At 60.2% G+C, this 17,802-nt stretch carries 13 protein-coding genes; 7 read left to right on the forward strand and 6 right to left on the reverse strand.

Features of this window, described 5'->3' with window-relative positions:
- Window positions 1-105 precede the first annotated feature (105 nt).
- Complete coding sequence (gene zapE, locus CRI94_RS10640) at window positions 106-1,110, reverse strand: AFG1/ZapE family ATPase (protein WP_098075956.1); 1,005 nt, start codon at window positions 1,108-1,110, stop codon at window positions 106-108.
- A gap of 262 nt (window positions 1,111-1,372) precedes the next feature.
- Between zapE and CRI94_RS10645 the strand changes: the two genes are divergently transcribed.
- On the forward strand, window positions 1,373-2,806 hold the full coding sequence (locus CRI94_RS10645; RefSeq protein ID WP_098075695.1) for an RtcB family protein: 1,434 nt from the start codon (window positions 1,373-1,375) through the stop codon (window positions 2,804-2,806).
- A 665-nt stretch (window positions 2,807-3,471) separates the two neighbouring features.
- Window positions 3,472-4,209, forward strand: coding sequence for a response regulator transcription factor (locus CRI94_RS10650; protein WP_098075696.1), 738 nt, complete (start codon window positions 3,472-3,474; stop codon window positions 4,207-4,209).
- A 170-nt stretch (window positions 4,210-4,379) separates the two neighbouring features.
- Here the strand turns inward: CRI94_RS10650 and CRI94_RS10655 are convergent, their stop codons facing one another.
- Complete coding sequence (locus CRI94_RS10655) at window positions 4,380-5,090, reverse strand: response regulator transcription factor (protein WP_098075697.1); 711 nt, start codon at window positions 5,088-5,090, stop codon at window positions 4,380-4,382.
- 312 nt (window positions 5,091-5,402) lie between these two features.
- Here CRI94_RS10655 and CRI94_RS10660 point away from each other — a divergent pair, with 312 nt between their 5' ends.
- A complete protein-coding gene (locus tag CRI94_RS10660; protein WP_098075698.1) occupies window positions 5,403-6,473 on the forward strand; it encodes a M42 family metallopeptidase in 1,071 nt (356 codons plus the stop codon).
- Between the two features lie 204 nt (window positions 6,474-6,677).
- Here the strand turns inward: CRI94_RS10660 and CRI94_RS10665 are convergent, their stop codons facing one another.
- The 4 genes from CRI94_RS10665 to CRI94_RS10680 all read right to left on the reverse strand — a co-directional run bounded on the left by CRI94_RS10665 (window position 6,678) and on the right by CRI94_RS10680 (window position 11,123).
- Window positions 6,678-8,039 carry a class II 3-deoxy-7-phosphoheptulonate synthase gene (locus CRI94_RS10665; RefSeq protein WP_098075958.1) on the reverse strand — a complete coding sequence of 454 codons (1,362 nt, stop codon included), beginning with the start codon at window positions 8,037-8,039 and terminating at the stop codon, window positions 6,678-6,680.
- Window positions 8,040-8,203: 164 nt separating this feature from the next.
- On the reverse strand, window positions 8,204-9,058 hold the full coding sequence (locus CRI94_RS10670) for a hypothetical protein (protein ID WP_143815367.1): 855 nt from the start codon (window positions 9,056-9,058) through the stop codon (window positions 8,204-8,206).
- Window positions 9,059-9,163: 105 nt separating this feature from the next.
- On the reverse strand, window positions 9,164-9,613 hold the full coding sequence (locus tag CRI94_RS10675) for a nuclear transport factor 2 family protein (protein WP_098075700.1): 450 nt from the start codon (window positions 9,611-9,613) through the stop codon (window positions 9,164-9,166).
- A 76-nt stretch (window positions 9,614-9,689) separates the two neighbouring features.
- A complete protein-coding gene (locus CRI94_RS10680; protein ID WP_098075701.1) occupies window positions 9,690-11,123 on the reverse strand; it encodes a cryptochrome/photolyase family protein in 1,434 nt (477 codons plus the stop codon).
- Window positions 11,124-11,300: 177 nt separating this feature from the next.
- Between CRI94_RS10680 and CRI94_RS10685 the strand changes: the two genes are divergently transcribed.
- The 4 genes from CRI94_RS10685 (at window position 11,301) to CRI94_RS10700 (ending at window position 17,570) form a co-directional block, all read left to right on the forward strand.
- On the forward strand, window positions 11,301-12,599 hold the full coding sequence (locus tag CRI94_RS10685; protein ID WP_098075702.1) for a bifunctional folylpolyglutamate synthase/dihydrofolate synthase: 1,299 nt from the start codon (window positions 11,301-11,303) through the stop codon (window positions 12,597-12,599).
- Between the two features lie 165 nt (window positions 12,600-12,764).
- Window positions 12,765-13,988 (forward strand): ArsA family ATPase, encoded by a 1,224-nt coding sequence (locus tag CRI94_RS10690; protein ID WP_098075703.1) that lies wholly within the window; start codon window positions 12,765-12,767, stop codon window positions 13,986-13,988.
- A 63-nt stretch (window positions 13,989-14,051) separates the two neighbouring features.
- Complete coding sequence (locus CRI94_RS10695; protein WP_098075704.1) at window positions 14,052-15,599, forward strand: hydroxymethylglutaryl-CoA reductase; 1,548 nt, start codon at window positions 14,052-14,054, stop codon at window positions 15,597-15,599.
- Between the two features lie 456 nt (window positions 15,600-16,055).
- The gene (locus tag CRI94_RS10700; RefSeq protein ID WP_098075705.1) at window positions 16,056-17,570 is read left to right on the forward strand and encodes a cellulose synthase family protein; all 1,515 of its coding nucleotides are present in this window, start codon (window positions 16,056-16,058) and stop codon (window positions 17,568-17,570) included.
- Window positions 17,571-17,802 lie beyond the last annotated feature (232 nt).

Below are 17,802 nucleotides of genomic sequence, written 5' to 3' on the forward strand. Positions count from 1 at the left end.
ATGGCGGACGGAAACGGTCGAAGAAGCCACCTTAGTACGAGATCGAAACTCGTTGCTTCTGTCTATCGGGTCAACGCAGCCGTCCAACTTCATTCGTGCTCTCGGCTAGGTTGCGTCGAGCTGATTGACGTCGCACATGTCGTAGATCCGTGAGACGGTACGCTCGAACTTCTCGGCAATGGCCTGCGCGATGCCCGCGTGCGCGTCGCGGTCGAACCACTCCTCCGGCGGATGGGCGGCGCTGAAGTGAACGTCAGGAGCATCCGGGGCGAGGTACAGATCATCAATCACCCGTAGAAGCCGGAGTGCGTCGTCCGTGTCGTGAATCTGAATTCCAGGCACATAGAGAGACTGCGCCTCCATCAGCGCCCGCATGAGCACAGGATGCGGCGTCTCGGTCGTCTTCCGCCGCAGCTCTGAAAAGGGCAGCCATAGCGCCTGTTTTTCGTCGGACTCGTATGCCGCGCGAATGGCTTCGTCCGCAGTCTGCTCTGGCCCGATCCACCCGCTCCCCGGTCGCTTCTTTTTCTGTGACCGTCGGTAGTCTTCTCCGCCGACGAACAGCACATCGTACTGCTCGCGGAACGTTTCCCGGAGAAACCGGCGGAATCGGCCCGGCCCCACCTTGTTTGACAGAAACTGTTCGGGTTCGACATTGCTCGTCGCCAGTAGACGAACGCCGCGCTGCTCCAGCGTCTGCAGTACCAACACCAGTCGTGCCTCGTTGGCAGCATCGTCGATCTCGATTTCGTCGAGGCACAGTACCTCACAGCGATCGGCTACACGTTCCGCGAACCGCGCCGGGTGCTCCGTGAGGCGAAAGAGCGCGTTCGAGTGCAGAAATCCGCAGGGCACGTCCGGGGTAAGGGCGTGGTACGCCGACGCCAGCAGGTGCGTCTTGCCCGTTCCAACGGGGCCGACGAGGTAGAGCCCCTTTGACTGACGGCTTGACTGGGAGAACAATCGCCGCATTCGCTGCCCGAGCGTAGGCACGGTTTGCGCATTTTCCACAAACCGACGGACGGCACGAACGGCTTCCTCCTGACTCGACGTTTTCGCTCGATACGACGAGAAGGTCGCGTCGGAAAAACGATCCGGAAGTGAGAGCATCGGCGATAAGAGCGGAAAATCCCAGGGTCCACGGTCCTCCATTGGCGTTATAGGCACATCCCGGCCACGGATGTGAAGACGCCACAGACCGTACGTATGCGTATCATGAAGGACGGATGCGTAGGAACACTGAATTTCCCACAGCGGTTAAATTTCTGTCTTAACCTCTCACATTGCAAGCCGAGTGTAGTGATGCCAAGGGATCTGTCCACCGGACAGTCAGCCGTATCGGTCCCCGTGTCGCGCACCACAACGTACCTCCATGGATCGGAAAGACTTGACGCGGATCGACGACTACACGTGGGAAATCCCCCAGTCTTTCCGTGAGGGTATGCGCGTCCCGATCCGGATTCTCGCCAACGAGGAGCTGGTCGACGACATCATCACCGGCGAAGCCATCGAACAGGCGGTTCAGACGGCCCATCTTCCGGGCCTTGTCGGTCACCTCGTGGTGATGCCGGATGTCTACTCCGGTCAGGGTGCGCCCGTAGGCATTGTGGCGGCGTCGAAATATCCTGCTGGAGCGATTGCTCCCGGCGCCATCGGTCACGACATCAACACCGGTGTCCGCCTCCTCGGGTCGAGCATCAAGCGGGCAGACGCGGACGACCTGATGGATGAGCTCGCCGACAAGCTCCACGAGTTCATCCCGTGTGGAGTGGACGCCGAGGGCTCCCTTCAGCTGAGCAAGAGTGAGATTGACCACGTCGCGCAGTCCGGCGCGCAGTGGGCACTGCGGAAGGATATGGCCAAGCAGGATGACCTGGTTCGGGCCGAAGAGGGAGGACGCCTGAACGAAGCCAACCCGTCGAAAGTCAGTGAAACGGCCCGCGCGCTCGGCGCCCAGCAACTCGGCACACTCGGAGGCGGTGAGCACTTCATCGAGATCAGCTACGTCGATGAAGTCTTCAACCGCGCCGCGGCCATCACGATGGGCCTCAAGGAAGGCCGTCTCACGGCTCAGATCCACTGCGGCTCTCGTGGATACGGCCGCCAGGTCTGCGCCGACTACATCGAGCGCTTCCAGGACGTTGCAGACAAGTACGACGCCCACCCGCCGAACCCGAACCTTGCGTTCGTCCCCCTGGACGCGTCGGAGGCGGAGGACTACATGGGTGCAATGCGAGCCGCGGCCAATTACGCATATGCCAATCGCCAGGTGCTCGCTCATCGCGTGCGCGAAGCCTTCGACGAGGTCATCGAGGGGGGCGGCGACAGTCTGCGCACCGTGTACGACGTAGCACACAACCTCGGCCAGGTCGAGATGCACGAGGTGGAAGGAAAGCACATGCGCTGCTACGTCCACAGGAAAGGTGCTGCTCGCGCCTTCGGTCCCGGCACGCCCGGCATTTCGCTCCCGTACCGCGCGCTCGGCCAGCCGGTCATCGTTCCGGGCAGCATGGGAGAAACGTCGTGGGTCATGCTCGCAACGCGCGATGCCATGTCGAAGAGCTTCGGTAGCGCCTGTCATGGTGCCGGCCGCACGATGAGCCGCCACGAAGCCAGCTATCAGGGTGAGGCGATACTGGACGACCAGCTCGAGAACCGCGGCGTCCGCGTCCGGTCGGGCGATACCTCCACCTCCGGCGGCGTACAGCTCAAAGAAAATATCGATGCCGTGGTCGACACGGTCTCCGGTGCGGGCCTTGCCGGCAAGGTCGCCCGACTCAAGCCGCTTGCCGTCGTCCACGGATAGGAGACCGGTCGCCCTTCCAAGGCATCTCATTCCAGAACCGCCGCCTTCCCTGTGCAATTCTGCATGGGTGGAGCGCGGTGGTTTTCTATTGGTGGTCCCAAAAACTCCGTGTCGAGGAGCCCTGCTCCTGCAGTGGGCATGTCCCCGACATCGAGTTGACGGAAAAGAATTAAAACGAGTGGTTACGTTTAACCCGCCGTCAAATCATTTTCACGCCTCCAGCACGACTACGGGGTAACGTCCCGAATCCGGTTTCTTCATTTGTACGTAGGCGAGTATTGAGAATCGAAATCACTAGTCCTCCCCCGCTTACGTGCTTCGTTTTCGAGACCTTTACAGTATTCATGCGGCGTGAGTAGCATACTGCATGTTGTCGGAGCCGCAGTAATAACGTGACATTGGCGCTGACGTGCGCACCCGTCTATCGGCCGAATAAGCCTTCAAGACGAGCAAACCCTGGGGCCGCAAACACCCCAGAAACGCGCGACACAACCGTTCATGCACTTCACTTAACGACAGTTTGCCCGCACACAGGAAGTTTTCCTCACTCGGGATCCGGGGACACCCCGCAACTGGCGCATCCCCGCCTGTCACCCTCAGGTATGCAGCGGCTTCGTCCATGCTGCCGCCTCATTTCTGTCTTTGAGACGTGAGTCCGATCTACCATGAAACAAGAAAAGAACGCTCCATACATTCTCGTTGTCGAAGACGACAGCGAACTCAGCACCTCGCTTATGCTCTTTCTAGAGTCCGAGGGGTATCGCGTCAAACTTGCCGAAGACGGTGAGTCCGGTCGTGAAGAGGCTACGCGCCTCCCCGGCTACGACCTGATCGTTCTCGACGCCAAACTGCCGGATAAGAGCGGGTTTCAGGTTCTTCGCCAGGCGCGCACCGAAGGCGTGCAGACTCCTGTTCTGATGCTTACGGGACTCGGCGATCACGAGCACAAGATGCGCGGCTTCCACCTTGGAGCCGATGATTACCTGACCAAGCCGTTCGCTACGGAAGAACTGCTGGCACGGATCGAGGCTCTCCTGCGTCGCGAGGCGCAGGCGCATGAGGAAGGCGGCGTGTTCCACGTTGGTGGACTCGATGTTGACCTCAACGAGCATACCGTCACACGGGACGGATCGAGCGTCAGCTTGACCGATCTGGAGCAGTCGCTGCTTGAGTATTTGCTCCGCCGCCGCGGTCGTACCGCCACGCGCGAACAGATTCTTCGCGATGTGTGGGACCTTCCCGCCGAGGTGGAGACGCGTACCATCGACCGCCATGTCAACGCCCTCCGCGACGTTATGGATGGCACCGACGAAAAGTCGTGGGCGATTCAGAGCGTGTATGGTATTGGCTATAAACTGGTCGGTGCCGAGCGCTCCAGCGCCAGTCCTGCCGCCACAGCATGATGCCAACAAACGTCCCGGATCGGTAGCACAACCCCTCAAACGCAGAGCGGGCGAACGGAGCCATCACTGGCCGTTCGCCCGTTTCGCTTTTCGTCGCGTGGTGGATTTCCGCGTGGTGTAGACGTTAACCTCAGGCACAACGCCTATGGCGACGTCTCTGTCTCAGTATGCTACTTATCCTCGAAACGATACCCGATGCCGTACACGGTTTCGATGTACGTGGGCGCCGACGGGTCCGGCTCGATCTTCTTTCGGACCGACGCCATGTGACGGTCGATCGTCCGGGTGATGATGTTTTCGTCGATCCCCCAAACATCCCGGAGCAGCTGCTTCCGCGTCACGGTGCGGCCCTCGTGCTGGATCAGGTAGCGAAGGATGTCGAACTCGAGAGCGGTGAAGTTAATCTTCTCGTCGCCACGGTAGGCCTCGTGGGTCGTGAAGTTCACCTCTACATCGCCGATCTCGTAGACGTCCATCGGGGCCTCCGACGGCGGCATGGTCCGCTGCAGAATCGCTTTGACCCGAGCCGCGAGTTCTTCGACGTTGAACGGCTTCGTGATGTAGTCGTCTGCGCCGAGCCCGAATCCCTTCAGCTTTGACTCTTGCTCGCCCCGGGCCGTGATCATGAGAACGGGCGCGCTGAAACCCATTTCCTGCGACTCACGGAGGACCTCGAAGCCGTCTTTCTTCGGCAACATCACATCCAGGAGGACGACATCGCATTCGTCCATCTCCTCCATTTTGTCGAGGGCGTCGACGCCATCCTCGGCGGTATCGACATCGTAGCCTTCGAGCTCGAAATACTCCTCCAGACCCATGAGGATGTCGGGGTCATCCTCAACAATGAGCATCTGGTAATTGCGATCCGTCGTCTTCGGCATAGAAGCGGGCGTATATGTAAAATCAGAAGTGGCGTATAGGTATATGACCGCGCGGCCGCGCCGCCCCGGTGGCCGCGTCGAGTCATTCGATCTAATATAACAATCTGCGCACAGTAACCAAATGAATGACCCCGCCACTCGCGTCGCTCACGGATTAGTTACGACCGGTACGACTCCGACGGCACTCGGCCCCTCACGTATTTCCAGATTCCTCCGTTCGTGCAGAATCAACCCACTCGGTCACGGCATACATGGATCATAGAAATACGACCTAGATGTTGACCTCCTCTCGAATAGCGACTGCTGGTGCGCATGACGAACGACGCGAAAACGTTTCTCTTCGACCTTCTCGACACTCCAAGCCCGACGGGCTTCGAAGCCACCGGCCAGCGCGTCTGGGCCGACTACGTCCGTCGGTTTGCTGATGACGTGCAGAGCGACGCCTACGGTACGGCCTGGGCAACCCTGACGGGTGCCGACGACGACAGTCCATCGGTCATGTTCGATGGACATGTCGACGAGATCGGCTACATGATCAGCCACATCACGGACGAAGGATTCTTGCACGTCAACCGTATCGGCGGCTCCGACCGTGCGATCGCTCGAGGCCAGCGGGTGCGCATCCTCGGTAATGACGGCGCGGTCCTGGGCGTCGTTGGCAACACGGCCATTCACCTGCGCGACAAAGACGACAACTCCATTCCGGAGGTGCACGAACTGTTCGTTGACATCGGAGCCTCCAGCGCGGACGAAGTCAAGGAACGGGGTCTGCGCGTCGGCCATCCAATGGTCATGGACGTGGCTCCCGCCGACCTCACCGACACCCGCATCACCGGCCGTGCCATCGATAACCGCCTCGGCGGATTCATTATTGCGCAGGCGCTCGAGCGTCTGGCGGAGAGCCCGCCCGCATGGACCGTGCACGCGGCCAACTCGGTGCAGGAGGAGATCGGCGGCCACGGTGCCCAGATGATCACGCACCGCCTGAACCCGGATGCTGCGATCGTCTTTGACGTGACGCACTCGACGGACTCGCCCGGCATCGACGCTGCAAAGCACAGCAATATCAAGATCGGCAAGGGCCCGACCGTCACGCACGGCACCTCAAATCACCCGGACCTGGTCGACCGCGTCATCGAGGTGGCCGAAGCGAACGACATTCCGCTGCAACACGAGCCTAGCTCTCGGCGCACGGGAACGGACACCGACTCGATCTTCAAGACGCGGCGCGGCGTGCCGAGCGTTCTGCTGTCCGTTCCGCTTCGGTACATGCACTCCACCGTCGAGGTCGTCGACACGGAGGATATCGAGCACTGCATCCAGCTCTACGTGGAGGTCACGCGCTCGCTACAGGCCGATGAGCAGTTCCACGTCTCGATTTAGCACCTGTCCGACCAGGGTGGATAGAGCCCGAGACAGGCGCATTGCATTGATGTAACCTCCCCGACGCCGAATACCGGGCAGACCATTCAAAAGAAGAAACGCCGCCGTGGCCCAGAGCCCGGCGGCGTTTTTATATGCGTCGCTACCTTAACACGTCAACACGTTCACACCTCAACACATTCACACTTCAACACGTCCATACGTTCACACGTCCAAACCACCGTTCCGCGCCTTACGGACGACACTGAATGCCATCTCCAGTGTCTGCTCATAGTTGAGGCGCGGGTCGACGTGCGACTTGTACGCGCGCTCCAGATCGGCTTCCTGCAGTCCGCGAGCACCGCCGATGCATTCCGTGACGTTCTCTCCCGTGAGCTCGAAGTGGACGCCGCCCAGCATGGAGTCCTCCGCTTTGTGGATGTCGAAGGCCTGCTCCAGCTCGCCGAGGATATTCGCAAATCGACGGGTTTTGATTCCGCCGTTCGTTTTCTCGGTATTGCCGTGCATCGGATCGCAGATCCACAGGACCGGATGCCCGGTCGCCTGAACCGCATGTAGCAACGGTGGGAGGCGTTCGCCGATCTCGTCGGCTCCAAACCGCGTGATCAGGGTGAGGCGGCCCGGCTCCTTCTCCGGGTCCAGGTGGCGCACGAGGGAAACGAGCTTCTCGCGTGTCATGTCGGGGCCGACCTTCAGGCCCAGCGGGTTTGCGATGCCGCGCATGTACTCCACGTGCGCGCCGTCGAGCTGATTGGTCCGCTTGCCGATCCAGGGGAAGTGTGTCCCGAGGTTATACGCGCCCTGGTTGTGCGGAACTGTCCGCGTAAGCGCCTCCTCGTACGGCAGCAGCAGGGCCTCGTGGCTCGTGTAGAAGGTGACACGATCCATCGAGTCCGCCCGCCGGCCGGCGACGACATCGAGAAAGCTGAGGGTATCCTCGATCGACTCGACGATGGCGTGATACTCGTCCGCCAGCGGCGAATGCTGCATAAAGTCGAGATCCCAGTACTCCGGGTGACGGAGATCCGCGAAGCCCCCTTCGACGAGCGAGCGCACCAGATTCAGGGTCAGACCCGACTTCATGTAGGCTCGCTTGAGCCGCTGCGGGTCCGGTCTACGCGCCTCTTTCGTAAACGCCGGGTCGTTGATGATATCGCCCCGATAACTCGGAAGGGTGGTACCATCTTGCGTTTCCGTATCCGATGATCGCGGCTTAGCATACTGACCGGCGAAGCGCCCCACGCGCACCACGCGCTTGTTGAGTCCGTACGTCAGGATCAGGCTCGTCTGGAGCATGATCTTGAGCCGGCTCGTGATCACATCTGCCGTACAGTCCGCGAATGATTCGGCACAGTCGCCGCCCTGGAGAACGAATCGCTCGCCGTTCGCCGCACGCGCAAGTTCGGCTTTCAGATTCTCGACCTCCCACGACGTGATGAGCGGGGGAAGCGTCCGGAGGTGACCGAGGACATCCTGCAATTCATCCTCGTTTTCGTACGTGGGTTGCTGCCGGGCGTCGTGTTCTCGCCAGGACGACGGAGTCCACGACTGAACGGGGGTGGGCATGTTGGTTTGCGAAGCGGAAGACAGATCGAAAAGAAGAGCCTCGGAGATGCGCGACGGCATTCCGTCACTTACGTGATGGCGGAATACGGCAGAGGCGGGTCCCACGTTTCGATGAGACCCGCCTCTATACCGAGTACGTCGCGTAAAACGAACGCTTTTGAGGATTACTTAAACAAGACGGACACTTCCTCCTGCGTCTCAATCTTGATTCCCGGCAGATCAGAGATCTGCGCTGGATCGTCCGTTTCGCTCTCACTGAACTGAGCGAAGGTCTTCAGAGCGGTGGTATCCCGAACCATCTCACCGAAATTCATATCCATGATCGTGACCTCGCCATCCGAAACGTGAGAGGCATTGGTCTCAACGATCTCGCCGTCAATTTTGATGGCCATTTTGAAGGCCGCATCGCGGAGCATCATCTGCAGCATGCGCATCTCCTGCGGGTCCATCGCCGTCGTGTCCGCGTCGGTATCGGCTGGCATGTCTTCTTCAGCATCGCCCGATTCCTTGTCATCCTGCGGCATGCGAATCGTGAGCTTGGCCGGCGCACCGGGGGTGAACTCAATATCCATCTCGTCCATCATGCCGGAGAGATTGTTATCCGGCTTCTTATCCGTCTTTCCGGACATGATCTTGTTCGGGTCCCGCTGGAACGTGACCTCGCGGATATCAGAGAAGGTGTACACGCTTTCGTACCCCTTTCCATTCATGTCATCGATCATCGTGACCGACTTCAGTTCGGCTCCGGGGTAGGCGTTGGATTCACGAACCTCTTCTTCCGAAAACATCGAACCACTGGACGTGGAGGACGAATCCATCTGCTCCATCGACTCCATCATCGCCGCCATCTGGGCACTTACGACGACGCGTTCTCTAATTTCACCGGAGCCGTCTGGACGAAGTGTCATGGTGCTCTCAAGCTTCATGCAGCCGGTCGTGACCGCAAAAGCGAGTAGCAGTAGCAGAAGCCGCGCACCGGCCCGCTTCGACCATCCGGAAACGTTGTGACAATGACTCATATCTTGTCGTTGCAAAAGAAAGGGTAGGAAAAGAAAGGGAGGTGATAGGGCCAATCTCGGCGATCCCTCCGTCGATAGCAACCCTTTCTGCCACGGCAGGAAAAATCAGGCGTGAGATTCAGGCAGCGAGACGTGCGTCTGCACCAGCTTCCAGTCGCCTCCGCGCTTTTCGAGAACGCCGGTAAACCGGGCGCCCTTCCACACCTGCGTCCCAGAGGCCGAGTCGATCTCCGCATCCAGCAAGTGCGAATACCACGCGGTGTCCCCGTTCTCAGATGTGTGAATGGCTAACCGCCGGATCGTCGCCTCGTACCGCTGCAGGCCGTCGAATTGCTCGATCGTGTCAGCGTGTAGGTGCTCCCACCCACGCCAGATCTCGCCAACATCGGTGCCGATATGCACCATATGCGGGTCGTGCGCGGTGATCTCCACCATCTGCTCAAGATCCTGGCGGTTCATCGCATCGAAAAACTTCCGGATCGTCGAACGAACACCACGCACCGCATCGTCAGGCGCGTTCGTTTCGATCATAGATTCTACGGTCGGAGACGACATTGAGAATTAGAATCGATTCGCGTTTGCGTTCGGGTGCTATCGCTCATCTACATGCTGAACGCCGATCCGTTCGCCGTTAGCCAGATCCGACATCATAGCGCCCGTAGCCGTTTTCCTTCGCCTGTTGCACAGCCTGCGTGTACATCTCCTGTGCCCGGCGGTAGGCCGTACCGTGATCGACGATCGGCGGAGGGTAGTCGGCGGCCTGGGTCGAATAGTCGATAGGCTCGCCCGCGGTCAGCAGATCCGGCGACACGTCCCGAAGCTCCGGCACCCATGTTCGCACGTACTCAGCTCCTTTGTCGTACTTCTCGACCTGCGTGTACGGGTTGAACATGCGCATCGGGATCGAATCCAGCCCCACGGACGCGGACCACTGCCAGTTGCCGTTGTTGACGGCAGGATCGTAGTCGAGAAGGTGCCGGGCGAAGAACCGCTCCCCGCGCCGCCAGTCGATCAGGAGGTGCTTCGTCAGGAACGACGCCACCGCCATACGTGCCCGGTTGTGCATGTACCCAGTGGTGACCATTTCGCGGATCCCGGCATCCACAATTGGCACACCCGTCCGCCCCTCACACCACCGCTCCCAGGCGTTGTCGTCATTGCGCCAGTCGATAAAGCGATCCTTCGGGCGAATGGCCTGACCAAAGACCGATGGGAAGTGATAGGCAAAGTGCGTGTAGAAATCCCGCCAGAGGAGTTGGCTGTTGAGCTTGTGCCGTGCGCCCCACTCGCGTCGGACGGCATGGTACATCTCTCGTGGCGAGATCGTCCCGAACTTGAGGGCGGCCGAACACATCGTTGCCTGCCCGTAATCGTCCATCCGGTGGCGCTTCTTTGAGTAGTAGCGAAATTCGCCCATCCGGCCGATCATGTCGAGCGCCTCCTCGCGGCCACCGCTTACCTTTAGCTCCGGATTGGGCGTCGGCCGGAAGGCATCGATGGATACGGTGTCGAGGGAGCCGTCGCGCGTCTCCCAGTGCGGTGCTTCAACAGCCACGGGTGTCGGGATGCTAACCTTCCGCGCCGCTTTTCGGAAATGACTGTAGACGAAAAACGGATCGCCATCGCGGGTGAGGACGTCCTCCGGCTCGGTGAGCAGAACGTTTGACTCCGCATGAAACGCAACGCCGTGCTCATGCGCTACATTTTCTAGTGCGGCATCACGTTGTCGGGCGAACGGCGTGTAGTCGCGGCTGACATAGACGGCGTCGATCGTTCCACTTAGCAACAGACGCTTGAGCACGTGCTCCGCTTCCCCCTCAAACACGTACAGCCGCCCACCCCGGTCCTCCAGTTCACGCTCAAGGTCAGCGAGTGCGTGGATGAGCACCCGGAAAGCGTTCGGTGAGAAATAGCTGTTGGCGTCTTCGCTCGTCTGTCGTGGATCGAAAACGAATGCCGGAACGATGCTGCGCGAGGCCATGCACGCGGCCTGTAGCGCTCGGTTGTCGTGGAGCCGAAGGTCCCGCCGGAAGAGAAAGAGGCTGCGGCGGTAACGAAGAGACATGGCGAAGTTGGAATCAACCGGTGCGACGATGGTCTCTGCCCTACGGCAGCAAGGCTCGTCCGGTTTATCCAGGACCTGCAATCTTCCCGTCCGATTTCCGCATGAGTGGCGCGAACCGTCACGCGCAGCGTGGGTTTTCACGACCCATCTTGCCCTCACGAAGCCACCCGTTGTCGCATGTCCAGCGGTATCGACCGACTTCACGCGCTGCCGCGTTTCAGCGGTGAGGCTGACGCCAGCTTCAAGCCCGGCCTTGAGCGCATGCACGCGCTGCTCGACGCGATGGGCAATCCCGAGGAAGCGTTCCCCAGCATCCATGTTGCGGGAACGAATGGCAAGGGCTCAACGGCCTCGATGATAGCGGCCATTGCATCCACCTCGGATCGCCGGGTCGGCCTGCACACGTCGCCAGAGCTAACCCACGTCACAGAGCTCATGCGCGTGAACGGCCGGCCGGCAGCGGAGACATGGCTCGACGAGGCGGTGCATCGCCATTCTCACGTGATCGACCATGTACAGCCCAGTTTCTTTGAGGCGACCGTCGCGTTCAGCTTTCTGTATTTCGCAGAACAGGCGGTCGATCTTGCGGTCGTGGAGGTAGGACTCGGTGGGCGACTCGATGCCACCAACGTGCTGGACTCGACGGCCAGCGTCATCACGAGTATTGACCTCGAGCACACGAACCTGCTCGGCGACACGCTGTCAGCGATCGCGCGGGAAAAAGCGGGGATCATCAAGCCAGGGCGGCCCTGTGTCACCGGGGTGACGCAGGACGAGGCGCTAATAACGATCCGCGCCGTCGCCGCAGAGCTGGGCGCGGCGGTCCACGTGCTGGATGAGGAAGGCACGATCAGGATCCACCACGGCGGCGTGCAGGAATCGCCCATGATCGATCTCCGCACCCCCGACCGTTTGTACGAACGCTTGACGCCGTCCCTTCCGGGTGCGCACCAGTTTCGAAACGCGTGGCTAGCGGTTCGGGCTCTTGAAGTCGCCGGCATGGACATCAGTCCGAAAGCAGTTCGAGAAGGGCTTGCGCATCTCGCGGACCGGTCCGGCCTGCGCGGACGGATGGAGGTTCTGTCGCGTCGGCCGCTTGTCATCGCCGATGTCGCCCACAATCCGTCGAGCCTCGCCGCCACGCTCACAGCCATCGGGCCGTCTGTTGATGGTCAGCTCTACGTCGGGCTCGCCCTCGCCCGAGACAAAGACGCCGGGGCAATCGCACAGCTTCTAACTGATCGGGATGCAACCATTATCCCGCTCCAGATCGACGCGTCTCGGCTCCGTTCTGCCGACGCCCTGACGGACGTTCTGCGGCACGCTGGCGCACGCATCGTGGCACCCCAAACCGTGGAGGGCGCCCGGCGTCAATTCGAGCGGGATGCCCACCATGACGATGCGCTGCTGCTCACGGGATCGCATCACGTCGTACGCGAAGCCATTGAAGCCGAGGGGGCCATCGCCCCCTCGTGATGCGTCACCTTGCAGTCAGGACGGTCGCGACGCCCCTCCTTCCTCAAGAGCCAGAATTCCAAAGACACAATTACACTTCTTTTCGAGCGGACGCGATATCTTAACCATGCGTCCCGTATCGCGGCGCCCGTCTCTTTCCATATTTAGACGTTCTTCCGTTCCCTTATGCTGTTTCCAGACGACGACGCGTCCGCGCCATCCGCTTCGCCGCGCATTCTGCTTTTTACAGGGAAAGGTGGCGTAGGCAAGACCACCTGTGCCGCGGCCACGGCCCTCCGCGCTGCCCGGGACGGGCACAAGACCCTCATCCTCAGCTCCGACCCTGCGCACAGCCTCGCGGATGCTGTCGATGAACCGCTCGGGCCCGAGCCGACGGAAATCGTCGAGAACCTCTTCGCCCAAGAGGTCGACCTGTACTACTCGATGAAGAAGTACTGGGGAAACATGCGCGAGCTCATGCTCACAGTTTTCCGCTGGCAGGGCGTCGAGCAAGTCGCGGCGGAGGAACTGGCGGCCCTGCCAGGCATGAACGAAGGCTCCGTCCTACTATGGCTCGAACAGGCTATCCGCGAAGAAGACTTCGACCTTATCATCGTCGATAGCGCGCCGACGGGCGAGACGCTCACGCTCCTCACGCTTCCGCAGGTCACGCAGTGGTGGCTGTCGAAAGCCTTTCCTTTCCAGAAACTCGCCGTCAAATCGCTGGGATTTGGCGTTCGAAAGACAACCGGTATTCCGCTCGACAAGGGTTACGAAGAGCTGGAGCGGATTTTTGAAAAGCTCGAGACCGTGCGCGCGGTCCTTTCCGACCACGCAATCACCTCGATTCGCCTGGTTATGAATCCCGAGAAAATGGTCATTGCAGAGGCGCGCCGGGCGTACACGTATCTTCAGTTGTACGGCTACGGTGTGGATAGCGTCATCGTGAACCGCGTGCTGCCGGAAGATCAGATTCCCGAGAACTCGCTCTTTTCTGGATACCTGGCCTCGCAGCGCCAGTACATGCGCGATATCGAAAACAGCTTCGCTCCCTTGCCCATACTCACGGTGCCCCACCTCGGCGAAGAAGTGTTCGGGCTCGAGCGATTGACGCGCATCGCGAACGGCATGTACGAAGACAACGACCCGGTCGCCGTGCTGCACGACGAACCAACGTACGAGGTTCAGGAGTCGGGCGCCGGATACAAAATCCGCATTCGGCTGCCGTTCGTCGACGAGCAGGAGGTCGAGGCTCGTCAGTTTGGGGATCAACTCGTGGTTCAGGTCGCTAATCAACGGCGGAATTACGCTTTGCCCAATTTTTTAAGTTATTATACCGTTCGCGACACGACCTTAGCCGACGGTTGGCTCACGGTCCATTTCGATGAGGACGACCGCGAAGCCGCGTAGTGGCGATCGCGCCCTTTCCGTTTCTCGCATACTCTCCTCTTTGCGTCTCAAGCATATCCAACTATGTTCGTCCCTTCTGTGCTGCTGAAGCAGCTTTACACATTCGGCAGCCTCGAGAATACCGACCGAGGCGTTCAGTTCTCAATCAAAAACCGGCTCAAAGACGCCACGTTAACAGAACTGATCAGCGTTTCCATTAACGGGGATCCGGTACCCTCCGATCAGCTGGAGCTGTATCTAGGCGATGGCGAAGTGTATACGCCCGAAACCATCAGCAAGGACAATCCGGTCGATTTTCCTCTGCGCCGGAGCCTTCATGTTCGCACCCGGAGTATTTCGCATCTGGAGATCGGTAAGCACCAGATCGAGATCTCCTTCCGGGCGAAGCCCTTCGGCAAGCTGAACTTCAAGGTTGAGGATGCCATTACCGAGGAGGAAGACGAGATCATCCGGATTCCGCGCGATGAACAGGATGACTACAGTGAGGCGGCCATCGAGCGGCGTCAGAAATGGATCGAGGAACGGACGGGACAGGAACTGAAGCACACGCCGGTCTACTCAATTGACCCGAAGACGGCAAGGGGCAACTGCGAACACTTCACTGGGGTGTCGCAGATTCCGCTCGGCATTGCCGGGCCGCTAACCGTGAACGGCGAGCACGCAGGGGGCGACTACGTCATCCCACTGGCCACAACCGAAGGAACGCTTGTTGCGTCGTACAACCGCGGCATCAAGGTGTGCAACCTCGCCGGCGGCGTGAAGGCAACGGTGGTGAACGACGCCATGCAACGCGCGCCCGTGTTCGTCTTCCGAGATGCCCGCGAGGCCCGCGACTTCACCCACTGGGTCAACGACAACATCGACACGATCCGCGAGGAGGCGGAATCCACGTCGAGCGTCGCGAAACTGATCTACATCGACAACTACCTGTCGAACCGGTTCGCGTACCTCCGTTTCAATTACAAAACGGGCGACGCAGCCGGACAGAACATGGTCGGGCGGGCGACCTTCGCCGCGTGCGGGTGGATCATCGACCACTACCCGGAGCCAATCCAGCACTTCTACCTCGAATCGAACTTTGCGACCGACAAGAAGGCATCGCAGGTCAACGTCATGCGCACACGAGGCAAGCGCGTGACGGCCGAAGCCACGATTCCGCGTAAGGTGCTCGTTCAACACATGCGTGTCGAACCTGAAAGCTTGCACTACCACTGGAACGTAGCAACCGTCGGGGCCTTCCTCTCCGGTGCAAACAATAACGGCGCCCACTCGCCCAACGCGATCACGGCGATGTTCATCGCGACCGGGCAGGACGTGGCCAACGTCTCGGAGTCGTCCGCGGCCGTCCTCTACACGGAGATTACGGAAGAAGGCGACCTGTACATTTCGCTCACGATCCCGTCGCTCATCGTTGCTACGTACGGCGGCGGCACCGGCCTCGCTACGCAGCGCGAGTGCCTGGAGATGATGGACTGCTACGGAAAAGGCAAGGTGAATAAGTTCGCAGAGATCGTCGCGAGCGTCGCCCTGGCCGGCGAGTTGAGCCTGGGCTCGGCGATCTCGTCCTCTGACTGGGTCTCCTCGCACGAAACCTACGGGCGAAACCGGTAGGGTATCGTTTGAGGTTCAGGGTTCAGGGTTCAAAGTTCAGGGTTCAGAGCTCAGGGTTCAGAGCTCAAAGCTCAACGCGAGGAACCGTCGCACGGCCGTGCGACGGTTGTTTTCGCTCCGGCTTGCCCCTGTACAATAGAACGATTCAGGGAGGCGGTGTGCGTTTAGGGTTCAGCGTTCAAAGTTCAAAGTTCTACGTTCGAACGCCTCAACGCCTCAACGCCTCAACGAACTAACGTACCAACGCATAACGGCGGTGTCGACGTGAAGCGGTCGCGAACAATGCATGCGGATAACGACATATGCGCCCAAATGCGGTGTTTTGTCTTGCGTCCACGCGATCGGGTTGATAGATTGCGGTCTTGTAACGGACCGGACCTGCGCGACCATGTGCTGCGCTCTGTCCGGCTCTGCGCACACGATTGAGTCGCTTGTTGCATCACCTGGTCCCCATCTATGGTCGCCGCCCTTGAGGTCGTCATCCCCGCGTTGTACGCGATCTCCATTGCAGTTCTCGTTGTTTACGGAGGCAACCTGCTCTGGCTCGCCGTCTTTCATGCACGTGACGAGGAGCTCATCGACGGTCCGGTACCGGATCCGGACAACCTGCCCAAACCGGACGATTCCTGGCCTGTCGTCACCGTCCAGCTTCCCCTGTACAACGAGGCCACCGTCGCCGAACGCCTGATCGACGCCTGCGCTGCGCTGGATTACCCCCGCCGCAAGCTCGAAATCCAGGTGCTCGACGACTCCACGGACGACACGGTCAAGGTCGTCGAAAAGCGGGTCTCCTACTGGCAGGATCGCGGACTGGACATTGTCCATATTCACCGGACGGACCGGACCGGATATAAGGCCGGAGCCCTCGAAAACGGGACGCGCCTCGCACGCGGCGACTACCTGGCCGTGTTCGACGCCGACTTTCTCCCGCAGCCTGAGTTTTTGCGGCAGATGATGCCGAAATTCTTCGAGGACGACAACCTCGGCATGGTCCAGGCCCGATGGGGCCATATCAACCAGGATCACTCGCTGCTCACGCAGGTCCAGGCGTTTGGGCTCGACGCCCACTTCGCTATCGAGCAGCACGTTCGCCAGCGCAGCGGCTGCTTCATGAACTTCAATGGCACCGCCGGAATCTGGAAGCGTCAATGCATCGAGGACGCCGGCGGATGGGAGCACGACACGCTCACGGAGGATCTCGACCTTAGCTACCGCGCACAGCTTGCGGGTTGGCGATTCGAGTATCTCCCGACCGTCGAAGTGCCGTCCGAACTACCGGCAGACATGAACGCGCTCCGCACCCAGCAATTCCGCTGGACCAAAGGCGCCGTCGAGACAGCGCTCAAAATGACGGGACGCCTCTGGCGGTCGTCCGAGCCCATACGGGTTAAGATGGAAGGCACGATGCACCTCACCGCGCACTTCGCCTTCCCCTTCATCCTGCTCGCGGCCTTCACCCACGCCCCACTCCTCTTGCTCAAGAGCCTCGGATACGGTCCGGGCGAGACGTACTTCGGCGTGATGGGCCTTGGACTCATCGGATTCGCCGGATTCTTTCTCGCGCAACTTTTCGCCCAGCGGGCGCTCTATCCCGACTGGTCCAGCCGGGCCCGACTCTTTCCCGCCTTTATGGCCGGGTCGATGGGTCTCGCACTGTCGAATACGAAGGCACTCTGGCAGGCTCTCCGCGGGAAGAAAACCGCCTTCGTTCGCACGCCGAAATATGGCGATACGCAAAGCGGCAACTGGTGGACGAGCCGATACGCCATTTCCGAAGTCCCTCGTGTAATCTGGGGCGAAGCCCTTCTTGCACTCTACTGTACCGTCGGCCTGGGCGTGACGATCGTGCTCGGTGAATGGGCGGCCATCCCGTTTCAAGCCCTCTTCGCCGCCGGGTTCGTCCTCGTGACCGTGTCGAACGTGCAGCAAGTTCGCACCGTCCGACAGGCCGCGCCCGCCCCCGCAACCTGATTCCATTTTAACGGCTGCAAGCGTCCGGTTTTCGGCACGATCCCGGGCCCGTCTCCGTACACCCCGTCCTTTCACTTGTGGCCTTAGCGCGAGAAGCGTGCAAATTTACGGTTCTCGACATCAATCCGCCGCGAGTCGACTTTTAAATACGGCCGGTTCATCGTACGTTGCTTTGTTCCAGAAGCACATGCCTTCTGACCCGGCTTCAGTAACCTGCCGCTCGCACTCCGAC

Origin of the sequence: Longibacter salinarum (genome assembly GCF_002554795.1) — a bacterium.
Classification (GTDB): domain Bacteria; phylum Bacteroidota; class Rhodothermia; order Rhodothermales; family Salinibacteraceae; genus Longibacter; species Longibacter salinarum.